General features: G+C 65.4%; 16 protein-coding genes. 9 read left to right on the top strand and 7 right to left on the bottom strand.

Translation table 11 applies throughout. The features are described from left to right. Positions 1-68: 68 nt before the first annotated feature. Positions 69-2,564 (bottom strand): penicillin-binding protein 1A, encoded by a 2,496-nt coding sequence (locus tag QQL28_RS24930; protein WP_284269533.1) that lies wholly within the window; start codon positions 2,562-2,564, stop codon positions 69-71. Positions 2,565-2,844: 280 nt separating this feature from the next. Beyond that, on the bottom strand, positions 2,845-4,140 hold the full coding sequence (locus QQL28_RS24925; protein WP_284269532.1) for an N-acetylmuramoyl-L-alanine amidase: 1,296 nt from the start codon (positions 4,138-4,140) through the stop codon (positions 2,845-2,847). A 733-nt stretch (positions 4,141-4,873) separates the two neighbouring features. On the opposite strand from QQL28_RS24925, the gene QQL28_RS24920 reads away from it, so the two are divergent. Next, positions 4,874-7,924, top strand: coding sequence for an Rne/Rng family ribonuclease (locus tag QQL28_RS24920; protein WP_284269531.1), 3,051 nt, complete (start codon positions 4,874-4,876; stop codon positions 7,922-7,924). Positions 7,925-8,137: 213 nt separating this feature from the next. On the opposite strand, the gene QQL28_RS24915 is transcribed toward QQL28_RS24920, so the two are convergent. Further along, positions 8,138-8,824: a helix-turn-helix domain-containing protein gene (locus QQL28_RS24915; RefSeq protein ID WP_284269530.1), complete on the bottom strand. Its 687-nt coding sequence runs from the start codon at positions 8,822-8,824 to the stop codon at positions 8,138-8,140. Between the two features lie 208 nt (positions 8,825-9,032). On the opposite strand from QQL28_RS24915, the gene QQL28_RS24910 reads away from it, so the two are divergent. The 3 genes from QQL28_RS24910 to QQL28_RS24900 are packed head-to-tail and all read left to right on the top strand — an operon-like array spanning position 9,033 to position 13,057. Further along, a complete protein-coding gene (locus QQL28_RS24910) occupies positions 9,033-10,529 on the top strand; it encodes an amidase (protein ID WP_284269528.1) in 1,497 nt (498 codons plus the stop codon). Between the two features lie 52 nt (positions 10,530-10,581). Further along, the gene (locus QQL28_RS24905) at positions 10,582-11,811 is read left to right on the top strand and encodes an MFS transporter (RefSeq protein WP_284269526.1); all 1,230 of its coding nucleotides are present in this window, start codon (positions 10,582-10,584) and stop codon (positions 11,809-11,811) included. 13 nt (positions 11,812-11,824) lie between these two features. Continuing rightward, positions 11,825-13,057 (top strand): NAD(P)/FAD-dependent oxidoreductase, encoded by a 1,233-nt coding sequence (locus QQL28_RS24900; protein ID WP_284269525.1) that lies wholly within the window; start codon positions 11,825-11,827, stop codon positions 13,055-13,057. Here the strand turns inward: QQL28_RS24900 and QQL28_RS24895 are convergent. The 4 genes from QQL28_RS24895 to QQL28_RS24880 all read right to left on the bottom strand — a co-directional run bounded on the left by QQL28_RS24895 (position 13,054) and on the right by QQL28_RS24880 (position 18,601). Next, on the bottom strand, positions 13,054-15,150 hold the full coding sequence (locus tag QQL28_RS24895; RefSeq protein WP_284269522.1) for a tetratricopeptide repeat protein: 2,097 nt from the start codon (positions 15,148-15,150) through the stop codon (positions 13,054-13,056). The two genes, QQL28_RS24900 and QQL28_RS24895, sit on opposite strands and share 4 nt — an antisense overlap. A gap of 199 nt (positions 15,151-15,349) precedes the next feature. Beyond that, a complete protein-coding gene (locus tag QQL28_RS24890) occupies positions 15,350-16,684 on the bottom strand; it encodes a dicarboxylate/amino acid:cation symporter (RefSeq protein ID WP_284269521.1) in 1,335 nt (444 codons plus the stop codon). Between the two features lie 84 nt (positions 16,685-16,768). Beyond that, positions 16,769-17,329, bottom strand: a complete 561-nt coding sequence (locus QQL28_RS24885) for a biotin transporter BioY (RefSeq protein ID WP_431309638.1) — start codon at positions 17,327-17,329, stop codon at positions 16,769-16,771. Between the two features lie 84 nt (positions 17,330-17,413). After that, entirely contained in the window at positions 17,414-18,601 is a 1,188-nt protein-coding gene (locus tag QQL28_RS24880) for a pyridoxal phosphate-dependent aminotransferase (protein WP_284269518.1), read from the bottom strand. Between the two features lie 159 nt (positions 18,602-18,760). Here QQL28_RS24880 and QQL28_RS24875 point away from each other — a divergent pair, with 159 nt between their 5' ends. From QQL28_RS24875 to accB, 5 genes are all read left to right on the top strand, one after another. Beyond that, positions 18,761-20,164, top strand: coding sequence for a M48 family metalloprotease (locus QQL28_RS24875; RefSeq protein WP_284269516.1), 1,404 nt, complete (start codon positions 18,761-18,763; stop codon positions 20,162-20,164). 96 nt (positions 20,165-20,260) lie between these two features. Beyond that, complete coding sequence (locus QQL28_RS24870; RefSeq protein ID WP_284269515.1) at positions 20,261-21,028, top strand: DsbA family protein; 768 nt, start codon at positions 20,261-20,263, stop codon at positions 21,026-21,028. Positions 21,029-21,267: 239 nt separating this feature from the next. Further along, positions 21,268-22,143, top strand: coding sequence for a DUF1236 domain-containing protein (locus QQL28_RS24865; protein ID WP_284269514.1), 876 nt, complete (start codon positions 21,268-21,270; stop codon positions 22,141-22,143). Between the two features lie 229 nt (positions 22,144-22,372). Next, entirely contained in the window at positions 22,373-22,837 is a 465-nt protein-coding gene (aroQ, locus tag QQL28_RS24860; protein WP_284269513.1) for a type II 3-dehydroquinate dehydratase, read from the top strand. A 37-nt stretch (positions 22,838-22,874) separates the two neighbouring features. Beyond that, entirely contained in the window at positions 22,875-23,360 is a 486-nt protein-coding gene (gene accB, locus QQL28_RS24855) for an acetyl-CoA carboxylase biotin carboxyl carrier protein (RefSeq protein WP_284269511.1), read from the top strand. The last annotated feature ends 14 nt before the right edge of the window (positions 23,361-23,374 follow it).

The raw sequence follows: 23,374 nt of genomic DNA, 5'->3' as shown, positions 1-23,374 counted from the left end.
TGGGATGTAACGGCGGCGGCTGCAAAGCGCAACCGCCGGCCTGCCGGTCGTCCGTCTTATCCTAGGGCCTAATAGAGCCCGCCGGTGCCGGGCCGCATGAAGAAGCCGGAATCGGGCGGCGCCTGCTGCGGGCCACGGCCGTCGGCATCGGCAACCCCGATGACGGAGTAATTATCCGGCGGCGCCGTACCCGGCTTGAAGGCTTCGAGGATCGTGCCCCCGGTCTCGCCGGGGCCAGCGCGCATGCCGGACTTGGCGACGACGCGGATCAGCTTGATGCCGGCCGGAACCTTGAACGGAACTGCCGGCTTATCGGCAAGCGCCAGCTTGAGGAAATCGCGCGCGATCGGCGCGGCCAGATGACCGCCGGTCGCCGCGTTGCCCTTACCGAGCGGGCGCGGCTTGTCGTAGCCCATATAGATGCCGACCGCGATGTCCGGCGAGAAGCCGACGAACCAGGCGTCCTTGGCCTCGTTGGTGGTGCCGGTCTTGCCGGCGATCGGCTTGCCGACTTCCTTGACGACGGTCGCGGTACCGGCCTGGACGACGCCTTCCATCAACTCGGTGATCTGATAGGCCGTCATGGCGTCGAGCACCTGCTCGCGGCGGTCGACCAGCTGCGGCTCGGTCTGGTTCTTCCAGCCGCCCGGGGCATCGCAGCCGCGGCATTCGCGCTGGTCGTGCTTGAATATGGTGTGGCCGTAGCGGTCCTGGATGCGGTCGATCAGGGTCGGCTTCACGCGGCGGCCGCCATTGGCGATCATCGAATAGGCCGTGACCATGCGCATCGCCGTCGTCTCGCCGGCGCCGAGCGCAAACGAGAGATAGTTCGGCAGCTCGTCATAGACGCCGAAGCGGCGCGCATATTCGCCGATCAGCGGCATGCCGATGTCCTGCGCGAGGCGCACCGTCACGGTGTTGAGCGAGAGCCGCAGCGCGTTGCGCAGCGTCACCGGGCCCTGGTACTTGCCCGAGGAGAAGTTTTCCGGACGCCAAACGCCGCCGCCCTGCCCCTGGTCGATTTCGATGGGCGCGTCGACCACGACGGTCGACGGCGTATAGCCGTTATCGAGCGCTGCCGAATAGACGATCGGCTTGAAGGACGAGCCCGGCTGCCGATAGGCCTGGGTGGCGCGGTTGAATTGGCTCTGGTCGAACGAGAAGCCGCCGACCATCGCCAGCACACGGCCCGTCCAGGGGTCCATCACCACCATCGCGCCCGACACCTCGGGGATCTGGCGGAGCCGGTACTGGCCTTCGACAGGTTGCCCGTCCTTGTAGAGTGGATCGGCGTAGATCACGTCGCCGGGCTGAAGCACCTGCGACACCGCGGTCGCCGCCCGGCCCCTGGCCGCTCCCGAGGCGGCCTTTGCCCATCTCACGCCGTCAAGGGTGATCAGGCCGGTCTCGCGCTGCTTGCTCACGGCGCCACCGAGTTCGCGGCTCGGCTGGAAGCCGATGCGCGCCGACTGGTCGCTGGTCTCGAGCACCACTGCCATGCGCCAGGGTGCAATGTCGGACAGCGACTTGATGTCGGCGAGCTTGACGCCCCAGTCGCCAGAAATGTCGAGCTTGCTGATCGCGCCGCGATAGCCCTGCTGCTCGTCATAGTTCACGAGGCCGGTGACCATGGTCTTGCGGGCCATGACCTGGATCTTCGGATCGAGCGTCGTGCGCACCGAGAGGCCGCCCTCGTAGAGCTTCTTCTCGCCATAGCGCTCGAAGATGTCACGGCGGACTTCCTCGGCAAAATATTCGCCAGCGAAGGTGTGGGCGGCGTTGGAACGGTTGGTGACGGCCAGCGGCTCCTTGCGCGCCTTCTCGGCGTCAGCCTGCTTGATCCAGCCGTTCTCCTGGAGGCGGTCGATCACGTAGTTGCGGCGCTCGATGGCGCGGTCGCGGTTGCGCACCGGATGCAGTGTCGCCGGCATCTTGGGCAGCGCCGCCAGATAAGCCGCTTCCGCGACCGTCAGCTCGTTCACCGACTTGTCGAAATAGACGAGCGAGGCCGCCGCGATGCCGTAGGCGCCGAGGCCGAGATAGATTTCGTTCAGATACAGCTCGAGGATCTTGTCCTTGGAGTAGGTCCGCTCGATCCGCATCGCCAGCAAGGCTTCCTTGATCTTGCGGGCGAACGACACTTCGTTGGTCAGGAGGAAGTTCTTGGCAACCTGCTGGGTGATCGTCGAGGCACCCTGCGGACGACGGTTGGAGCCGTAGTTCTGGAGATAGACCAGACCGGCACGCGCCATGCCGGTGTAGTCGATGCCGCCATGCTCATAGAAATTCTTGTCCTCGGCGGCGAGGAAGGCGTTGATCACGAGCTTCGGCACCGCCTGGATCGGCAGATAAAGCCGACGCTCCTTGGCGTATTCGCCGACCAGCGAACCATCGACCGCGTGGACGCGGGTCATCACCGGCGGTTCATAATCCTGAAGCTGAGAGTAGTCCGGCAAATCCTTGGAGAAATGCCAGATCAGGCCTGCCATGGCCCCGACGCCCACCAGGAAGACCACGGTTCCCGCGGCGAACAGGAAGCCCATGAACCGTATCAGCAAGCGCATTATCTGTTTTTCCGTTCAAACCTTGAACAACCCATGGAGCGATCCATGGAGCGATTCGTGTAACGATTCTTGGCGCCGGCAATAGGCGCCTTCCCAAGTCGCGAATTCATCCGGCGTACAAGATTACACCACTAAGAGATTCGTCGGGCCCGGCTCCAGGCTTGGGCCCCAATACGCTTGCCGCGGGGGATCATCGATTCCGCAATCCCCCATAGCGGTTTTTATAGAGCGCCCGCTGTGGCCAAACTAGGGCTTTGCGGGGCCAGCCAAAACTCCCTTTTCAGTTGCTGGATCCGGCAGTCGCCAGCCGCTTGGCCAAAAAGGCGTCGATGGCCTGGGCCATTGACGTCACAGTCCGGGAACGCCAGCTCTCGGAGACCAGATGCTCGAGGTCTCCCTTGTTGGAGACGTAGCCCAGCTCGACCAGCACCGAAGGCACGTCGGGCGCCTTCAGCACCCGGAAGCCTGCTGACTTCAGGGGATGCTTGTGCATCCGCACCGTCGTCTTCATCTCGCCCATCAAAAGGCGGGCAAAACGGTTTGAAAAGGTACGGGTTTCCCGCTGCGCCAGGTCGATCAGGATGTCCGCGACGTCGGTCGGCTCGTCGGATAGGTTGACCCCGCCGATCGCGTCGGACTTGTTTTCGGTGTCCGCCAGCCGCTCGGCCTCCGCGTCGGAAGCCTTGTCCGACAGCGTGTAGATCGTGGCGCCCTGCGCGTCGCCTTCCTTGCGGGGCAATGCGTCGGCATGGATCGAGACGAACAGCGCAGCGTTCAGGGAGCGCGCGACTTTGACCCGGTCGTTCAGCGGGATGAAGGTGTCATCATCACGGGTCATCACCACCCGGTACTTGCCGCTCTTCTCAAGCCGGTCGCGCAGGGCGAGACCAAAGGCCAGCACCAGGTTCTTTTCGCTCTCGCCGCTCGACTGCGTGCCGTTGTCGATGCCGCCATGGCCGGGATCGATCACCACCACGGGACGCGAATCCGTCGGCACTACGGGTTTTTGTTGGGCCGGCTCGGGCGCCGCTGGCGCCGGGGGAGCATCCGTTGTCGGCGGGCGCAGGGCAGCCCGGCTCTCCGGCGCCATCGACTGGACGAAAGCAGCGCGATCGACCTCCTCGAGCTCCAGCACCAGCCGCGCCGGCTGGCCGTTGGCGGCCTCGAGCACGTAGGAATTGGCGATCCTGGCGGGGCCCGCGAGGTCGAGCACGATTCGCGAGCCGCCCGGCATCACGAGGCCATAGCGGAACGCCTTGACCAGCCCGCGCCCGGCCGTCCCGGTGCCGGTAGGAAGCTGGAAATTGATCTGGGGAACATCGACCACGACCCGGTACGGGTCCGCCAGGGTGAAGGCCCGGAACGTGATGGTCTGGTCGAGATCGAGAATAAGGCGGGTCTGGCTGCTGTCCCCGGCGAGGCGCGCCGCGGAGACAACCGGGAAATTCGACGCCGGAACGGCAGCTTGCGGCTGGCTTTCCGCGGCCGCGACGGGCCTGGAATCAGAACACGGCAATGCTGCAGCGCACAGCAGCGCACATCCCAGCAAAATCAGATGATTTGCGCGGCTCGCCACCGATTCCGTGCCTCCGAGCAGCTGTTCTAACGCAATAGGACCACAGCGTTAATCCGCCCTTAATGACCCAATAACCAAATCTCGCCAAGTGTGACCGGCGCGCGACGCTCGCCTGACGCCCGCCCGACGCTCCCTTGCACCAAGGTCGCATTCCTCGTATGTACGAACTGCTGACGGCCAATATTTTCGGTTGTGTCGCTCTCAGCCTCCCGGTGCCGCGCCGGAACTCTCAAGGTTTGAGGATTCCAGCGTTTTCCCCCCTCCTTCACGGCCAGCGCGGCGCGCGGCAGCGAGGTTGGACGGGTCAAGGCTCCGGTGGCGCCGGTCCCAGGTTACCTCCAATTGCCAGGGACGGCTTTGACAGGCGGCGTAGCCCGTAACCCGGTTCCTTAATCCCAAGGACCCGGCCGTGTTCCCCCCGGGGCGAGCGCTTTCGCGCCAAACCCTGGCCAGCAGCAACTGATTAAGGGGCGGCGCGCTCGCCGCCCAACGTTTCATACGGGCCGACGCTTGATGCGCCAGACTGTGCCGACCAAAACTGAGAGACAATTCGCGACATTGCGGAGCGAAGCTTCCGCGCGCCGCGTTGTCCTCTCGGCTTCCGGTTCGGCGCGGCGCGAGCGCGGGTGTTTTGGCCTTCCCCTCACCCCCGAATCAGGTGGACCGTCGCGTCACCCGGCAGCGCTCATCGCGCCCACGGTGAATAGCGCCCGCCGCCGCCAAGAGTTAAGACATGCCCAACAAGATGTTGATCGATGCCACCCACCCGGAAGAGACCCGGGTCGTCGTGGTCCGCGGCAATCGCGTCGAAGAGTTTGATTTCGAGACCGCGCAACGCAAGCAACTGCGCGGCAATATCTACCTCGCCAAGGTCACACGGGTCGAACCGTCCCTCCAGGCCGCCTTCGTCGAATATGGCGGCAACCGCCACGGCTTCCTCGCCTTCAGCGAAATTCATCCCGACTACTACCAGATCCCGGTTGCCGATCGGCAGGCGCTGATCGAGGCCGAGGAGCAGGCTCATCGCGAGGCCGAGGAGGAGAACGAGAACCGTTCCCACAACCGCCGCCGCTCGCGCCACCGCAATGCCCGTCGTCGCGGCCATGGCGAGCGCGTGCAGAGCGACATCGTCGAGGGCCTCGAGGCTGGCGCCGATCTCGCCGTCCAGCCGCTCGAAGGCGAGGTGCTGCCGGAGAACGCCGAGGGCGCCGCGCACGAGGGCGAGCATCTGCACACCGAGGCGGAGCATCACGCGTTCGAGGCTCATGATCACGATCATGATCATGATGAGCACGAGCACGACGATCATGATCACGACCATGACCATCATCATCACGATGATGGCGAGCACGACCACGACCATGCCGACGAGGCGCCCGCGGGCGTCGCCGCCGAGCCCGTAGTCGCGTCCGAGGTAGCCGAGCCGCAGGAGGCCGCCGCCTCCGAAGCGCCGGCGCCCGAATTCCATGCCGAGGCGCTGGCCGAAGCCGTGACCGCCGCGATCGAACCCGCCGATGCCGTGTACGCGGCCGCTGAAAGCGCCGAGGCGCCGCATCCCGAGGCTGCCCCCGAAGACGACGCCGAGGATGGCGAGGACGGCGAGGACGGGGAAGAGGCCGAAGAGGAAGTCGTCGAGTCCGTCGGCGGCGACGACGTGCTGGAGGAAGTGCCGGAGCGCACCTTCCGCCCGCGCCGCCAGTACAAGATCCAGGAAGTCATCAAGCGCCGCCAGGTGATGCTGGTGCAGGTCGTCAAGGAAGAGCGTGGCAACAAGGGCGCCGCACTGACGACCTATCTGTCGCTCGCCGGCCGCTATGCCGTCTTGATGCCGAACACTGCGCGCGGCGGCGGCATCAGCCGCAAGATCACCAGCGCCCAGGATCGTTCGCGCCTGAAGGAAGTGGTGCAGGACCTCGACGTGCCCGAGGGCATGGGCATCATCCTGCGCACAGCCGGTGCCTCCCGCACCAAGCCCGAGATCAAGCGCGACTTCGAATACCTGATCCGGATGTGGGAGACGGTGCGCGACCTGACGCTGAAGTCGCAGGCGCCGACCCTCGTCTATGAGGAAGGCTCGCTGATCAAGCGCTCGCTGCGCGACCTCTACAACAAGGAAATCGACGAGATCCAGGTTGCGGGCGAAGGCGGCTACCGCGAAGCGCGCGACTTCATGAAAATGCTGATGCCGGCCAATGTCAGCGCGGTGAAGCAGTATCGCGACGGCCAGCCGCTGTTCTCGCGCATGGGCGTCGAGAGCCAGCTGGACGCGATGTTCTCGCCGACCGTGCAGTTGCGCTCCGGCGGCTATGTCGTGATCAACCAGACCGAAGCGCTGGTCTCGATCGACGTCAACTCCGGCCGCTCGACGCGCGAGCACCATATCGAGGACACCGCGCTCAAGACCAATCTGGAAGCGGCCGAAGAGGTCGCGCGCCAGCTTCGCCTGCGCGACCTCGCCGGCCTGATCGTCATCGACTTCATCGACATGGACGAGAAGCGCAACAACCGCGCGGTCGAGCGCAAGCTGTCCGATTGCCTCAGGCAGGACCGCGCGCGCATCCAGGTCGGCCGCATCTCGCATTTCGGCCTTCTGGAGATGTCGCGCCAGCGCATCCGTGCCAGCGTGCTCGAGAGCTCGACCGATCCCTGCCCGCATTGCGGCGGCACCGGCCACGTGCGCTCGGTCTCCTCCGTCGCGCTCCAGCTCCTGCGCGGGCTGGAAGAGATTTTGATGAAGGGCGCGACCCACAATCTGGTGGTCCGCACCCGCACCGACGTCGCGCTCTATGTGCTGAACCACAAGCGCGGCCATCTGCGCGATCTCGAGAACAGCTTCAAGGTCACGCTGTCGATCATCGCCGACCCGTCCGTCAGCGGGCCGCAGGCCTATGTCATCGACCGCGGCGAGCAGGTGCACACGCTGGAAGCCGCCAAGGCGCTGCTCGCGGCACAGGCTGCGGCAAGCCCGCCGCCGGCGGTCGAAGAAGCCTATGACGACGAGGACGGATTCGATCTCGAGACCGAATCCGAGGTCGAGACCGACGAGACCGAGGGTCTCGCCGAAGAGCAGGCCGCAGGTGACGCGGCGCCCGAGCAGGACGGCCAGCGCCGTCGGCGCCGCCGGCGTCGTCGCGGACGCGGCGGCCAGCGCGAGGGCGAGCTTCGCGAAGACACCGCGCCGAGCGTTCCCGAGCCGGCCATGGCCGCAGGTGAATCCGACGAGGAAGCCGACGCGGAGCAGGAAGGCGAAGAGACCGAGGAGCAGTTCGACCAGGCCCGCGGTGAGCAGGGTGGCGGCGAGCGCCGCCGCCGGCGTGGACGTCGTGGCGGTCGCCGCCGGCGCGGCGGTGGCGAGGAAGGTCTCGCCGGTTCGATCAGCGACGAGCTGAGCGCCAATCCGCCGCCAGAGGCGACGCAGGCAGTTGCCGATTTCGACGGCTTCACGCCCGACGCTCCGCCGTCGATCGCGCAGACCGAAGCAACCGTTCAACCATCGGCACCGCAGCCTGAGGAGCCCGCCGAGCTGCAGGCTCCTGTAGAGCCGGCAGCCGCGGACGAAACCGCGTCCGACAACGACAAGGCCGCGCGGCGGCGTTCGACCGTGCGTGAAAAGGTGAGCTTCCTCAGCAGCCAGCCCGAGCCTGCCGCCGAGGTCGCGCCGGCGCCCAGCGAGGTTACGCCGCCCGTTCCCGCGGCCGAGCCGCCGGAGGCCGCAGTCGAAACACCGGCACCCCAGCCGCGTCGCGCCGGCTGGTGGTCACGCCGCTTCGGCGGCGGCGAATAGGCCGAACGCCAACAGACAAAACGCCCGGCTTAGCCGGGCGTTTTTCGTTGAGCGCCGGCCTTAGACCCTCATGGTGAGGAGCACGAAGCGCGTCTCCGGACGATGCTTCGCATCGTCGGGCGAACCATGAAGGCCCAGCCCTCGTCTCGGGCTATCCTTCGAGACGCCGCTTACGCGGCTCCTCAGGATGAGGGGAGATTCCTTGGAGCAGACCTACAGCGGTGGCAGCTCGTCGTCGTCGAGCGGCGGCACGTCGCGGGACGCGATTTGGCGGAGCTGGTCGTAGAGGTCGGGCGCTTCGCTGGTGCAGAGGCAAACAGCTTTGGCGGCAGGCGCGTCGCCGGCGTTGAGGTAGGCGTGGCCCATGGTGCTGTCGAGATAAATCCCGTCGCCCTCGCCCAGGATCTCTGGCGCGTAAAACTCGGTGTGGACGGCCACGCGTCCGCTCGTCACCAGAAAATACTCTTCACCAGCGTGGCGCAGCAGCGGGCCGAACTCCTCCAGCGAACGCGCACGGACCTCGGCCATGATCGGCACCATGCGTTTGCCGATCAGGTCGGTGCATTGATAGTTGTAGGTATAGAACTTCGTGTTGATGACCTGCCCCTGCCCCGCGCGGCTGATGCTGCGCCGCGCCGTAACCGGCCGGCCCTGCTCGGGGCGCACCGCGGTCGCCGGGTTGAACAGCTCGGCGATCTCCATCTTCAGGCCAGAGGTGAGCTGCAACAGCTTGTCGTAGGTCAGCGACATCAGGCCGTTCTCGACCTTGGACAGGGTCGAGAGCGCCATGCCCGTCCGCTCCGCCACCTGCTTGAGCGTCAGGCCCCGCGCCTGGCGGGCGGCCTTGAGGCATTGGCCGAGCCGGGAATTGGCACTTTCGGGCGTCGTGATCTCGCTCATGCAGCAAATCTAGCACGATCGCGGAAAAATTGTTGGCCGATCAGACTAATCTTTTCGGCGGAAATCATCCCAAACCACCTCATTTGCCGGTCAGTTGGGCAGATAGACCGGGATTTGCGCAAGAAATGCCCATGTATGACGAATATTGGTGCGCTTGCCGTACTTTCCGATATGCTAAATCGTTTTCATAATTTGAAAGGGATTGGCATTGTCCGGACTTTGCGATTCCAGCGCCGTTGAGCTGCGCCGCCTGCTGGCTGCGCGGGCGATCTCGCCCGTCGAACTGCTCGACGCCTGCCTGTCCCGCATCGCCAGCACCAATCCCGCCGTGAACGCCGTCGTGACACTGGACGAGCCCGGCGCCCGCGCTGCGGCCAAGGACGCCGAGGCCGCCATCCTCCGCGGCGAGGATCGTGGCGCCCTGCACGGCCTTCCGGTTCTCATCAAGGACACCCAGGACACCGCCGGGCTGCGCACGACCTATGGCAGTCCGCTGCTCAAAGATCATGTGCCAGCCGCTGACCAGGCTTCCGTTGCACGGCTGCGCGCGGCTGGTGCAATCGTCTTCGGCAAGACCAATACGCCAGAATGGGCGGCGGGCGGCAACACCCGCAACCCCGTTTTCGGCGCGACCGGCAATCCCTTCGATCCCATGCGCTCGGCAGCCGGCTCCTCCGGCGGTTCGGCCGTGGCGCTCGCCTGCGACATGGCCCCGCTCGCCTCGGGCTCCGACACCGGCGGCTCCTTGCGCAATCCGGCTGGCTTTGCCGGCATCGTCGGCATGCGTCCCTCCTACGGGCTCGTCGCCAGTGAAAAGCGCGCCTTCGGCTGGTCCAACCTGTCGACCGACGGGCCGATGGCGCGCAACGTCGCCGACACCGCGCTGATGCTGTCGGTGATGGCGAGCGACGACGCGCGTGATCCGCTCGCCTACACCCTGCCCGGCGAACCCTTACGCGGTCGTACCGAACGCTGGGCGCCCCCGCGTCCTGCCGAGCTGGGCAAGCTGCGCGTCGCCTTCACCGAAGACTTTGGCTTTGCCCCGACCGAGCAGGCGATCCGCCGGGTGTTCCGCCACCGTGTGAGCAAGCTTGCGCCGCTGTTTGCCGACTGCCGCGAGGCGACGCCGGATTGCTCCGGCGCCGACGATGCGTTCGCCGTGCTGCGCGCAGGCCTATTCCTCGCGATGCACGGCAAGAACTACAAGGAGCGTCCCGAGATGCTCGGGCCGAACGTGCGAACCAATGTCGAGGAAGGCCTGAGCTACACGCTTGAAGACTTCGCGCGCGCCGCGACCACGCAGACGCGGATCTATCGCGCCTATCAAAGCTTCTTCTCAGGCTGCGATGTGCTGATCAGCCCGACCATCACGCTGAGCCCGCGGCCCTGGTCGGAGCTTTATCCGGCGGAGATCGATGGCGCGCCGACCAAATCCTATTTCCATTGGCTCGCGCTCGCCTACGCGGTGACGCTTCCGGGCCATCCCGCTCTCAGCCTGCCGCTCGGCCTCGATGAAGCGGGCCTGCCCTTCGGCCTTCAGATCGTCGGCCCGCGCGGCGGCGATGCGATCGTGCTCTCGGTCGCCGCGAGCATCGAGGCCGCGTTTGCAGGCAACCCGCAGCTTTGCCGCCCGATCCCCGATCTGGCGCGGCTCGCCGCGGCGCCGCCGCTCTCGGCCGCGCCCGGCTTCCTCACCTGGGAATGACCCACAGAAGAGTTAGCAGCACCACCGGATCGCCGGCGAAACGGAGATGAGCATGCCTGAATTGTCGCAGCGGAAAACCGGGATAGTCGCGTTCGTCCTGCTCTACATCGCCTACTGCATCTCCTATATCGACCGCGCGGCGATCTCGCTGGCGCTGGCGCAGATCGGCAAGGACTTCAATCTCCAGGCCGCCGATCTCGGCATCGTCATCAGCGCGTTCTTTCTCGGCTATGCCGCGATGCAGGTCCCGGGCGGATGGCTCTCCGACCGCTTCGGCTCGAAATATGTGGTGATCGTCACGATCGTGATGTGGTCGCTGTTCACGGCTTTCACGAGCCTGGCCTGGTCGCTGACGTCGCTGATTGCGATCCGTTTCATCTTCGGCATTGCCGAGGGCGGGTTTCCGCCGGCGAGCATCCGCGCCATCGCCGAGCTGTTCAAGAAGGACAGCCGGCCAAAAATGTCGGCGCTGTTGCTGTCGTCGAACTATGCCGGCAGCATGCTCGCGCCGCTGATCATGGCGCCGCTGATCCTCTGGCTCGGCTGGCGCCACGCCTTCAACACGATCGGCATCGCCGGCCTCGTGTTCGCGCTGGTCTATTTCGTCTTCGTCCCGCATCTGGGGCGCCTGGGCGAGGCTAAGGCGAGCGCGGCGACGGCAAAGCCTGCGGACCGCGCGCCGATGCGCGAGCTGATGAAGAACCCGCTGATCTGGCAGTTGATGGTGGTGTGGTTCGGCCTCAGCTGCGTCAACAAGGGTCTGGATTCCTGGATGCCGCTCTATCTGCTTCAGCAGCGCGGGCTCGATCTCAAGACCGTCGGCATCGTGGCGCCGATCCCGTTCGTGATGGCGACGATCGCCACCGCGATCGGCGGCTGGGTGATGACGACGTTCTTCTCCGAGCGCGAAAAATGGCTCCTGATCGGCAGCTCCGCTTTGACCGGCATCTTCCTCTACGCCATGTACAAGGCGGAAACGATCGCGGTGCTGATCACCTACCAGTCGCTGGTTTATTTCTTCAAATCCTTCGTGCTGGCCTCGGTGGTCGCGCTTCCGACGAAGCTGCTTCGCGACGACCAGATCGGATCGGGCGTCGGCATGGTCAATCTCGGCGGCCAGAGCGCAGGTTTCGTGGCGCCGGCGGCGATAGGTTTCATCGTGACCGGAACCGGATCGTTCGATGCGGCCTTCGGCTTCCTGGTGGCGATGACTGCGATGTCGGTCGTCGTCGCAGCGACCATCCACACGGCGCAGCCCAAGCTCGCACCGCGCCCGGCCTAAGGGACTTGTGCCGATGCAGAGCGCGATCGTCCTCGGCGGCGGCATGATCGGCGTCAGCGCCGCGCTGCACTTGCAGCGGCGCGGCTGGTCGGTCACGCTTATTGATCGCAGGGAGCCGGGCCAGGAAACCAGCTACGGCAATGCCGGAATGATCCAGGCAGAGGCTGTGCGGCCTTATCCGATGCCGCGCGATTTTGCGACCCTGCTGAAGATCGCGACCGGCCGCACCAACGACGTCCACTATAGCCTTACGTCCCTTCACCGTCACGTCGAGCCCCTGCTCCGCTATTGGTGGCATTCGGCGCCGAAGCGGCATCGCGAGGCGAGCGAGGCCTGGGCGCGCCTGATCGCCTACGCGACATCAGAGCACGATATCCTCATCCGCAAAGCTCACGCCGACAATCTCATCCGCCGCGCCGGTTACCGGCTGCTGCACCGCGATCCCGCCGCACTCGAGCTCGCGATCAAGACAGCGGAGGAAAACCGGCGCGATTTCGGCGTGAACTTCCGCGTGCTCTCGGGCAGCGAGCTGGCGAAAGCCGAGCCGCTGCTGCGCGACGATCTTCCCGGCGCCATTCACTGGCTCGACACGTGGACCGTGTCGGATCCCGGTGCGCTGGTCGGCAGCTATGCCGATTTGTTCCAGCGTCTCGGCGGCCATATCCTTCTTGGCGATGCTCAGACGTTGCAGCAGACGTCGTCGGGCTGGTCGGTGCAAACCGACGACGGAGCGATCGATGCGGCCAATGTCGTCGTCACGCTCGGGCCGTGGTCGCCCGATCTGTTGCAAAAATTCGGCTACCGCATTCCGCTAGTGCGCAAGCGCGGCTATCACATGCACTATAGCGGCGGCGCTACGCTCGACATTCCGCTGGTCGATACGGCAAGAGGCTACGCCATGGGGCCGATGGCCAGGGGTATCCGTATCACCACCGGCGCGGAGCTGACCGCGCCGGATGCGCCGGCAACGCCTGTGCAGCTCGCCAGCGCCGAGGCTTCCGCACGCGAGCTGCTCGATCTCGGCGGCCGCGTCGAACCCGAGCCGTGGTACGGCACGCGGCCCTGCACGCCCGACATGTTGCCGGTGCTTGGGCCAGCACCGCGCCATCGCGGCCTCTGGATGAATTTCGGCCACGGTCACCAGGGCTTTACGCTGGGACCGGCGACCGGACGCCTGCTCGCGGAGATGATGAGCGGCGAGACGCCGTCGATCGATCCCGCGCCGTACCGGCCCGAGCGCTTCTAGCCAGCGCGTTTCGCCGCGAGAACCGCCAGCGCGGCGGACATCCGCATCAAGGGATCGTCCCATTCGCGTGGCCTGCGCTGCCTAAACAGCCGCGTGGTCGGATACCATGGGCTGTCCTCGCGATCGCGCAGCCAGCGCCAGTCGAGCGCGTAAGGCAGCAGCATCCAGACCGGGTGGCCGAGCGCACCGGCAAGATGCGCGACCGAGGTGTCAACGGCGATGACGAGATCGAGCGCCGCGACCGCCGCAGCGGTATCGGAGAAATCGCCGAGCGCCGGCGCGAGATCGATGATGTCGGTGCCAAGCGCCGCCAGCACCGGGACGTCAACCTCGCGCGGCTCCTTCTGCAAGCTATAAAGCTGCACGCCCGGCGTGATCAGGCGCGGCAGAACCTCTTCTGCCGACAGAGAACGCTGCGCATCGCCCTTGTGCCTGGGATTACCGGCCCAGACCACGCCAACCTTGAACGCGCTCACGCCGTCAAGCGCAGCGCGCCATCGCGACAGCCTTGCGGGATCGGGATGCAGATAGGGCACCTCCGCCGGAATCGTGTCGAGCGTCGTGCCGAACACGCGCGGCAGGCTCATCAGCGGCAGTTGCACGTCGAACGGCGGCAGCGGCTCGCCGCGCGCGATCACGGTGACATCAGCCATCGTCCGCAGCAGCGAGGCGAGCGCCGGCTGGACCTGGAGGATGATGGAGCCGCCCATCCTTACCACCATCGGCAGATAGCGCACGAATTGCAGGGCGTCGCCGAGACCATATTCGGCGAACAGCAGAAGCCGGCGGCCGCCGAGCGGCTCGCCCTGCCATTCCGGCTCGCTGAAGGTCGGGTCTCCATCGGAGAGGGTCTTGCACCTGCGCCGCCATTGATAGGCCTCGAAGCCGCTCGCGAAGTCGCCGTTCATCAGCAAAAAATGCGCGTGGTTATATTGCGCGAGCGGTTGCTCCGGGTCGAGCGCGATGGCCTCGCGCGAGGCGGCAAGCGCCGCGTCGATCTCGCCGGCATTGCGCAGTGCGACCGCGAGGTTCGCATGGCCCTTGGCGTAAGCGGGATCGGCGGCGACGGCACGACGATGCGCGGCGACGGCGGCTTCAACCCGACCCTGCTTCTCGAAGATGATGCCGAGATTGGTGTGGGCGGGCGCATGATCGGCCTTCAACGCCAGCGCCCGCTCGCAAGCTTCGATGGCTTCCTCGAAAAGCCCGAGCTCGCACAGGCAGGCGCCGAGGTTGCTGATGACCACATGATCATCCGGATCGCGCGCGACGGTCCGCTGATAGGTCGCGGCCGCCTGGTGTAGATGGCCGGCCTCGTGCAGGACCAGACCGAGCAATCGCAGCGCCGGAAGGTTGTCCGGATCAAGCACCGTCGCGTGGCGATAGTGAACGATCGCCTCCTCGAGCTCGCCCTTGCGATAAAGCGCGGCACCGAGATTGCAGATCAGCCCAGGATCCTCCGGGGCGGATTCGAGGGCGCGACGATAGGCCGTCACTGCTTCGTCAAGTTTCTTCTGATCGGACAGCACATTGCCGAGATTGAGCCAGACGCCGCGATGGGCCGGATCTCTTGCGATGACCTGGCGATAGGTATCCTCGGCCTCGGCAAGCCGCCCCTGCCCCGCTAGCGCGACGGCCAGGTTGAAATGCGCACGCGTCAGATGCGGATCGAGCTCGATCGCGCGCCGATAGGCGGATTCCGCCTCTTTGAATCGCGACAGCTCAGCCAGCGCCACGCCGAGCTTGTTGTAGAGACCTGCATCGCGCGGCCGCCGCGGAAGCGCGCGCTGAAACGCCGCCACCGCGCCGTCCTGCTCACCCTTCACGGCAAGCGCGTCGCCCAGCGTGACGAGGGCCGGCGCGTGGTCGGGATCGAGGCTGAACACGCGGCTCAGCAGGCTCGCCCCGTCGCTCGCGCGATCGGTCACGAAAGCGACCACGGCCGATAGATGCAGCGCCGGTACATGGTCGGGATGCGCCTTCAGCACTTCGCCGCACAAGAGGCCCGCCTGATCCGGCCGCCCCGCCTCAAAATGCTCCGCTGCCTGCAACAGAATCCGATCGGCCGCCGCCTTGCCCACGATGTCACCCACCCCTCATCCCGAAATCCAGATGGGGGTTAAACGGACGAGAGCGCGGATTCCGTCAGTCGGCGTGTATGGGGAGCAGCGCCCTGAGGCGCTCGGCATCCAACCGCGCCCTGCTCGGCTGGACGCCCAAACGGCAAGGGCTGATCGAGGATCTCGACCAGCCCTGCTATTTCAAGACGTAGCGGCGCGATGAGCTTGCAGATCAGTCGGTCGTCAGCGCCGTTTCCAAGTCGGTCGGATCGATCTGCTGGCTCAGCCGCGCATTGAGCTTGTCGCGGTCGAGCTCGCCCTCCCACCAGGCGACGATCACGCAGGCAACGCCGTTGCCGCAGAGATTGGTCAGCGCGCGGCATTCGCTCATGAACTTGTCGATGCCGAGCACGATCGCCATGCCCGGCACGAGCCGCGGATCGACCACCGCGAGCGTCGCTGCGAGCGTGATGAAGCCCGCACCGGTGATACCGGAGGCGCCTTTCGAGGTCAGCATAGCCACCACCAGGATGGTGATCTGCTGGCCGAAGGTGAGATCGACGCCGAGCGCCTGCGCGATGAACAGGGTCGCCAGGGTCATGTAGATGTTGGTGCCGTCGAGGTTGAACGAGTAGCCCGTGGGGACCACGAGGCCGACCACCGACTTGGAGCAGCCGAGCCGTTCCAGCTTCTCCATCAAGGACGGCAGCGCGCTTTCGGAGGACGAGGTGCCGAGCACGATCAGCAGCTCGTCCTTGATGTAGGCAAGGAACTTGAAGATCGAGAACCCGGCGAAGCGCGCGATGGTGCCGAGCACGATGAACACGAACAATGCCGCGGTGACGTAGAACGTCGCGATCAGGCCGATCAGGTTGAGGATCGCGCCGGTGCCGAACTTGCCGATCGTGTAGGCCATCGCGCCGAACGCACCGATCGGCGCCGCGCGCATCACGATGGAGATCACACCGAACACGGCATGGGCGGCATCGTCGATGAAGCTGCGGATCACATGGCCGCGCTCACCGAGGCCCATGAGGGCGAAGCCGAACAGCACCGAGAACAAGAGCACCTGGAGGATCTCGCCTTGCGCGAAGGCGCCGACCACGGTGTCAGGAATGATGTGCAGGATGAAGTCGACGCTCTTCTGTCCCTCGGCCTGCTTGGCGTAATTGGCCACCGCCTGTGCGTTGGCCGCCGCGCTGCCGAAGCCCGCGCCAGGCTTGACGAGATTGCCGACGACGAGCCCGATCAGGAGCGCGAAGGTCGAGACGATCTCGAAATAGACCAGCGCCTTGACGCCGATGCGGCCGACCTTCTTGGCGTCCTGGATGTGGGCGATGCCGGAGACGACGGTGCAGAAGATGATCGGGGCGATCACCATCTTGATCAGCTTGATGAAGCCGTCGCCCATCGCCTTGATCCAGTCGTTGGTGGCGAGCGAGGGCCACAGCCAGCCGACGATGGCGCCCAGGAAGATGGCGATCAGCACCTGGACATAGAGAACCTTGTACCACGGCTTGGCCGCGGCCTTGGCGGCCGGCGCGGCCGCCATCGTTGTCGTCGTCATTGCTCCCTCCCCTCAACTCTCGTGGTTCTAGCCAAGATCAACTTGGCGGGCCGAGTCAAATGGAACTGCTCGGCCGTTGGCCGCCTATTGGCGGCGGCGGGCGACCCGGCGCGCAGCCGGCATCAGCGTCGCCCCGAGCGCGTTCTTGATCAGCGACGCCGCGATGAACGGCACGATGCCGACTTGCCAGGCCTTGGCGACGCCAAGCCCGATGCCGAAGGCAAGCCAGGCAAATCCCATCGCCAAAATGACGATGTGGCCAATGGCCATGGCCGCGAACAGCCAGGTCATGCTGCGATCCCAGCCCCGCTCGGCAAGAAAGCCCGTGACGAAGGCCGCCGCGACGAAGCCGAGCAAGTATCCGGCCGTGGGGCCGACAAGCGGAGCGAGGCCGCCGACCGGGCCTGCGAACACAGGCAGGCCCATCGCGCCTTCAGCGAGATACGCGATCATGGTTGCGCTACCGAGGCGCCAGCCATAGGCGGCGCCGATCATCAGCACGACCAGCGTCTGCAACGTCATGGGCACGTAGGGTAGCGGAAGGCTGACCTTGGCTGACAGCGCCATCAAAGCCGTTCCAAGCGCAACCAGCACGACCGCGCGCAGTGCGCCGGCGACCTCGCCGCTTTGGGCCGGCCAGACGATGGCGGCGAGAGGAAAATGCGGCGCGGCGGCAGACGATCTGTCAGACAAGTTGAACTCCGGAAGGCTCTTTAGAAAACTGGCGGGCTATTTAAGCCAGTGAGCGATCCGGTCAACTGCTTCCCGCATCTCCTCGGCCGATCGCGCATAGGAGAAGCGGATGAAGGAGCGGCCGTGCACGGGATCGAAATCGACGCCGGGCGTCGCCGCGACATGGGCCTGCTCCAGCATCTCTTTGGCAAACTCAAAACTGTCGGAGGTAAAATCCGACACGTCGGCATAGAGGTAAAATGCGCCGTCGGCGGGCAGGAACTTGGTGAGGCCCGCCTTGGGCAGACCCTCGATCAGGATGCGGCGGTTCTCCTGATAGCCGTGCTTGATCTCTTCCATCTCGACAGCGCCGTCGAATGCTGCTTCAGCCGCGATCTGCGACAGCGACGGCACCGAGATCGACAGGTTCTGCTGAAGCCGCTCGACCGGCCGCACCAGGACGTCAGGCACGACCATCCAGCCGACCCGCCAGCCGGTCATGCAAAAATATTTCGAGAACGAATTGATGATGAGCGCGTGGTCCGACAGCGCTGCCGCGGTGACGGCGGGAAATGCATAGTCGAGACCGTGATAGATCTCGTCCGAGATGAAGCGGATGCCGGCGCCCTCGGCGGCCGCGATCAGGCTGGACAGCGCCTCCCTGGACATCATGGTCCCGGTGGGGTTGGCGGGGCTTGCGACCAGCACGCCCTTGAGCGGCGCCTTGCGATGCTCCGCAAGCAACGCCTCGCCGGTCAGGGCGTGACGGGTCTCGCTGGTGGTCTCGATCGGCACCGGCTCGCAGCCGAGCGCTGTCAGGATATGACGGTATGGCGGATAGCCGGGCACCGTCACCGCGACCCGGTCACCCGGCTCGAACAGGGCAAGGAAGGCCAGGATGAAGCCGCCCGAAGATCCGGTGGTGACGACGATCCGCTCGGGGCTCACCTCGCAGCCATAGGCATCGCGATAATGGCGCGCGATGCGCTCGCGCAACGGGGGGATGCCGAGCGCGGAGGTATAATCGATCCGCGCCGTGTCCAGCGCCCGGTGCGCGGCCGCGATCGCGGTCTTCGGGGCCGGCGCGGCGGGCTGTCCGACCTCCATATGGATGACGTGGCCGCCGGCCGCCTCGATTCGCGCGGCCGCCGCCATCACGTCCATCACCATGAACGGGGGAACGTCACTGCGGCGGGATGGCGTCAGCCAGGGCTCCAGCCGGTTCCTCAATATCGCATCGCGCATCAATATCTGCTATTTCGCTTCCGGTCCGGAACCCCCAGGGGCCCGGGAACAGGGTGCCCCAGACTGGCCGCATTGTGCGGCTCATTAGGGGCATATCCCGTATCCGGTCCGACGCCAATCACCAAGACCAATCACAAAACTGCATTTCAAGACCGATCGATGTTGCTCCAGCTCGCTTTGCGCAAAAAGGCCTCCGCTCTCACCGCCATCGTGACTGCGGCAGCCATGGTGCTGTCGCCGCTCCCGGCGACCAGCGCGCAGGACGGACCCAAGGGCCCGCCGGTGCTGCGCGACACCGAGACTGAGCAACTGCTGCGCGAATACACCAGGCCGATCCTGCGCGCCGCGGGTCTGGAGAAGCAGAACATCCAGATGGTGATCCTCAACGACGCATCGTTCAACGCGTTCGTCGCCGATGGTCGCCGCATCTTCGTCAATTACGGCGCGATCATGCAGTCGGAAACGCCGAACCAGCTGATCGGCGTGCTCGCGCACGAGACCGGGCATCTGGCCGGCGGCCACCTCGCCAAGCTGCGCCTGGAGCTCGCCAACGCCCAGACCCAGATGATCATCGCCATGCTGCTCGGCGCTGGCGCCCTGGTCGCGGGCGCCCGCAGCGGCAACGCGAACAACGGCCTCGCCAATGCCGGCGCCGCCACCGTTTCCGGACCGCAGGAGATGATCCGCCGCAACCTGTTGTCCTACCAGCGCCAGCAGGAGGAGAACGCCGACCGCGCCGGCGTGAAGTTCCTGACCGCGACCCAGCAGTCGCCAAAGGGCATGTACGAGACCTTCAAGCGCTTCACCAGCGAGAGCCTGTTCGCTGCGCGCGGCTCCGATCCCTATTTGCAGTCGCATCCGATGCCGGCCGAGCGCGTCGAGGCGCTGGCCCAATACGCGCGTTCGAGTCCCTATTGGGACAAGAAGGACGACCCCGCGCTCCAGGCGCGCCATGACATGGTTCGCGCCAAGGTTTCCGCCTTCATGGAGCGGCCCGAGACCGTCTATCGCCGCTATCCGCTGTCCAACGACAGCGCGCCCGCCCGTTATGCGCGCGCCATCAGCACCTATCTGCACGGCGACCTGCGCAGCGCGTTGGCCCAGATCGACGCGCTGATCCAGGCGCAACCGAACAACCCGTATTTCTACGAGGTGCGCGGCCAGGCGCTGCTCGAGAGCGGCAAGCCGGCGGAAGCGATCCCTGCCCTGCACAAGGCGGTGCAGCTCTCCGGCAACGCCCCGCTCATCGAGATGTTACTTGGGCAGGCTCTGGTCGGAACCGATAATAAGTCCTACACGGACGAAGCGATCCGGATTCTCCGTGCCGCGGTGGCGCGGGAACCGGAGGCGCCGCTCGGCTACACGCAGCTCGCGATCGCCTATGGCCGCAAGGGGGACTATGCCGAGGCCGATCTGGCGTCGGCGCAGGCAGCTTACCTGCGCGGGGACAACAAGACCGCACGCGAGCTTGCGACGCGCGCCAAAACCCGTTTCGCCATCGGCACGCCCGGCTGGGTCCGGGCCGACGACATCGTGGCGTCAAAACCGCCACGCAGCAATTAGACGATTAGTACGACACCGACCACGACGTCACGGCACGGCCAGGTCAGATCGGCCGGGATGTTTTCCGAAACCTGCTTTCGACCAGAGGATTTGCCAATGCCTTCGCTGCGCCTGATCGTACCCGCCCTGTTTGCGCTCGCCGTGTTCGGCGCAAGCGGGCCGGCCTCGGCCGACAGCTTCACCGACGCCCAGCGCTCCGACATCGAGGCGATCATCAAGAGCTATCTCGTCAGTCATCCCGAGGTGCTCGAGGATGCGATGGCCGAGCTCAGCAAGCGCCAGGCCGCCGCCGAAGCGCAGAAGCACGAAGCAAGCATCACGCAGAATGCGGATGCGATCTTCAACTCACCGCGCCAGGTCGTGCTCGGCAACAAGGACGGCGACGTCACCTTCGTCGAGTTCTTCGATTACAATTGCGGCTACTGCAAGCGCGCGATGACCGACATGCTCGACCTCATGAAGGCCGATCCCAAGCTGAAGGTCGTGCTCAAGGAATTTCCGGTGCTGAGCCAGGGCTCGGTCGAGGCGGCGCAGGTTGCGGTCGCCGTCCGCATGCAGGATCCGACCGGCAAGAAATATCTCGACTTCCACCAGAAGCTGCTCGGCGGCCGCGGCCAGGCCGACAAGGCGCACGCGCTTGCCGCCGCCAAGGAGGCCGGCCTCGATGTTGCGAAGATCGAGAAGGACATCGCCACTCCGGAAGTGCGTGCCACGATCGAGGAGAACTTCAAGCTCGCCGAAGCGATGGGCATGAACGGCACGCCGAGCTACGTGATCGGCAAGCAGATCGTGGTCGGCGCCATCGGCCTCGACGGCCTGAAGGAAAAGATCGGCGTCGCACGCTGCGGCAAGGCGACCTGCTGAGAGCACGACAATCGTTTTTTTTTCGAATTGCGAAAGGCCGGCTGAACAGCCGGCCTTTCTTTCTTTTTGCCCTCAGTGGATGTTTGCGGCTGAAGAGTTTGTCGCGTTGGTGGCGCGCTCGTTCATCCAGCATTCAACAAACAAATGCCGAGGAACTGTCGAAGTTTCAGGAACAACCGATTTCTCCTTTCGTTGTCGGCGCGGGCAATGACGCAAGAAACCACGTGAGGAGAAACTAAATGGCTAATCGTTTTATGATCTCGGTTGCCGCGCTCGCGCTTGTCGCCGGAACCGGCCTTGCCAATGCGCAAGGCATGAACCGCGAGCAAGGCTCCGGCGGTTCGCAGCAGATGCAGCAGCATTCGCAGCCCTCCACCGGCGCGGCCGAGCATGGCGCCACGGGCAAGGAGTCCGTGGGCAAGGAGAAGGGCACGGTCGGACAGGCCGGCGGATCGGCGAAGTCCACTGCTGAAGAGAAGCCCTCCGGCGCCATGAAGAACGAGCGGTCCGACGCCAAGGATTCCAAGGGCAAGGAAAAGAGCACCGTGGGACAGGCCGGCGGATCCATGAAGTCCGGCGCCGAGGAGAAGTCCTCGGGTGCGATGAAGGACGAGAAGTCCTCCGGCACGATGCACAAGAACCCGACGGCTGAGGAGAAGTCGGGGGCCACCAAGGGCCAACGCACCGACGAACGCGCCCAGGGTCAGCAGGACAAGTCGAAGGGCATGAGCTCGGAGACTCAAACCAAGTCCGGCACGGCCGCAGGCGAGAACCGCCAGGGTCAGACCGGCACCAACGTGCAGGGTCAGACCGGCACCTCGACGTCGAGCCAGACCACCGGCCAGGCCGGCGCTGGCGCCAAGCTCTCGACCGAGCAGCGCACGCAGATCACATCGGTGATCCGCGAGGAGAGGGTTGCTCCGGTCGGCAACGTGAACTTCTCGGTTTCGGTCGGCACGCGAATCCCGCGTGAGGGCATCGAGCTGCACGCCCTGCCGTCCCGGGTCGTGACGATCTATCCGGAGTGGCGGAGCTACAGGTACATCCTGGTCCGCGAGGAGATCGTGATCATCGATCCCGTCACCTATGAGATCGTGGCCGTCCTGAACGTCTAGGGACCAGCCGCCATCACCCTCCAGGGCGGGCAGCAATGCCCGCCCTTTGCTTTGGGCCGGCAGCCATGCTTTGGACTGGTTAACAAGCAATTTCCGTGGCTTCCGCACAGCTTTTTGCAGTCCGGATGAGCTATCTGAGACCCCATGGGAGGTCCTTCAAGGCTTCCCCTAACGCCCTTTGTTACCTATAACCCCCGCCACCTCCGCCAAAGCACCTGCCGGGATTTCAATGGCTGAACCTGCGACCGACACGATCCTCGTCCTCAACGGGCCGAACCTCAACATGCTGGGGACGCGCGAACCGGAAAAATACGGGCACGCGACTCTCGCCGATGTCGAGAAGCTCTGCCGGGACACTGCAGCGCAGTTCGGACTCAAGGCCGACTGCCGGCAGTCCAACCGCGAGGGCGAGCTGATCGACTTCATCCACGAGGCACATGGACGCAAGATGGCCGGGATCATCATCAATGCCGGCGGCTATTCGCACACCTCGATCGCCCTGCACGATGCGCTGCTCGCGGTGCAGATTCCGACCGTCGAGGTGCACGTCACCAACATCCATGCCCGCGAGAGTTTTCGCCACCATTCCTACACCGCGCGCGCCGCGTTCGCGTCGCTGTGCGGCTTCGGCATCGAGGGCTACCGCCTCGCGATCCAGGGGCTTGCCGCCAAGCTCGGCATCACCAAAGCCTGACGCACCCCTATCAAACAGAAGGTTCGGATTAGAGATCATGGCGCGCCAGCCAGACGATAAAGCAGCCGCAAAGTTTTCCAGCGAGGATTCCGCGCTCATTCGTGAGCTCGCGACCTTGCTCGACGAGACGAGCCTCACGGAGATCGAGATCGAACGCGCAGGACTTCGCTTGCGTGTCGCGCGCAACATCAGCGTTGCCGCGGCCGTGCCGACGTCGGTCATCGCGGCTCCCGTCGCGGCAGTTGCCGCGGCGACTGCGACCGCTGCGCCGGCGGATCTCTCCAAGCATCCCGGCGCCGTCACCTCGCCGATGGTCGGCACCGCCTATTGGGCGCCGGAGCCGGGCGCAAAGCCTTTCATCGAGGTCGGCTCCAAGGTCTCGGTCGGTCAGACGCTCCTCATCATCGAGGCGATGAAGACCATGAACCAGATCCCCTCGCCGCGCGCCGGAACCGTGACGCAGATCCTGGTCGAGGACAGCCAGCCGGTCGAGTTCGGCGAGCCGCTGGTTATTATTGAGTGACGCGAATGGGGAGT

The organism is Bradyrhizobium iriomotense (genome assembly GCF_030160715.1).
Taxonomy (GTDB): domain Bacteria; phylum Pseudomonadota; class Alphaproteobacteria; order Rhizobiales; family Xanthobacteraceae; genus Bradyrhizobium; species Bradyrhizobium iriomotense.
This window is presented reverse-complemented; position numbering and strand designations above follow the sequence as displayed.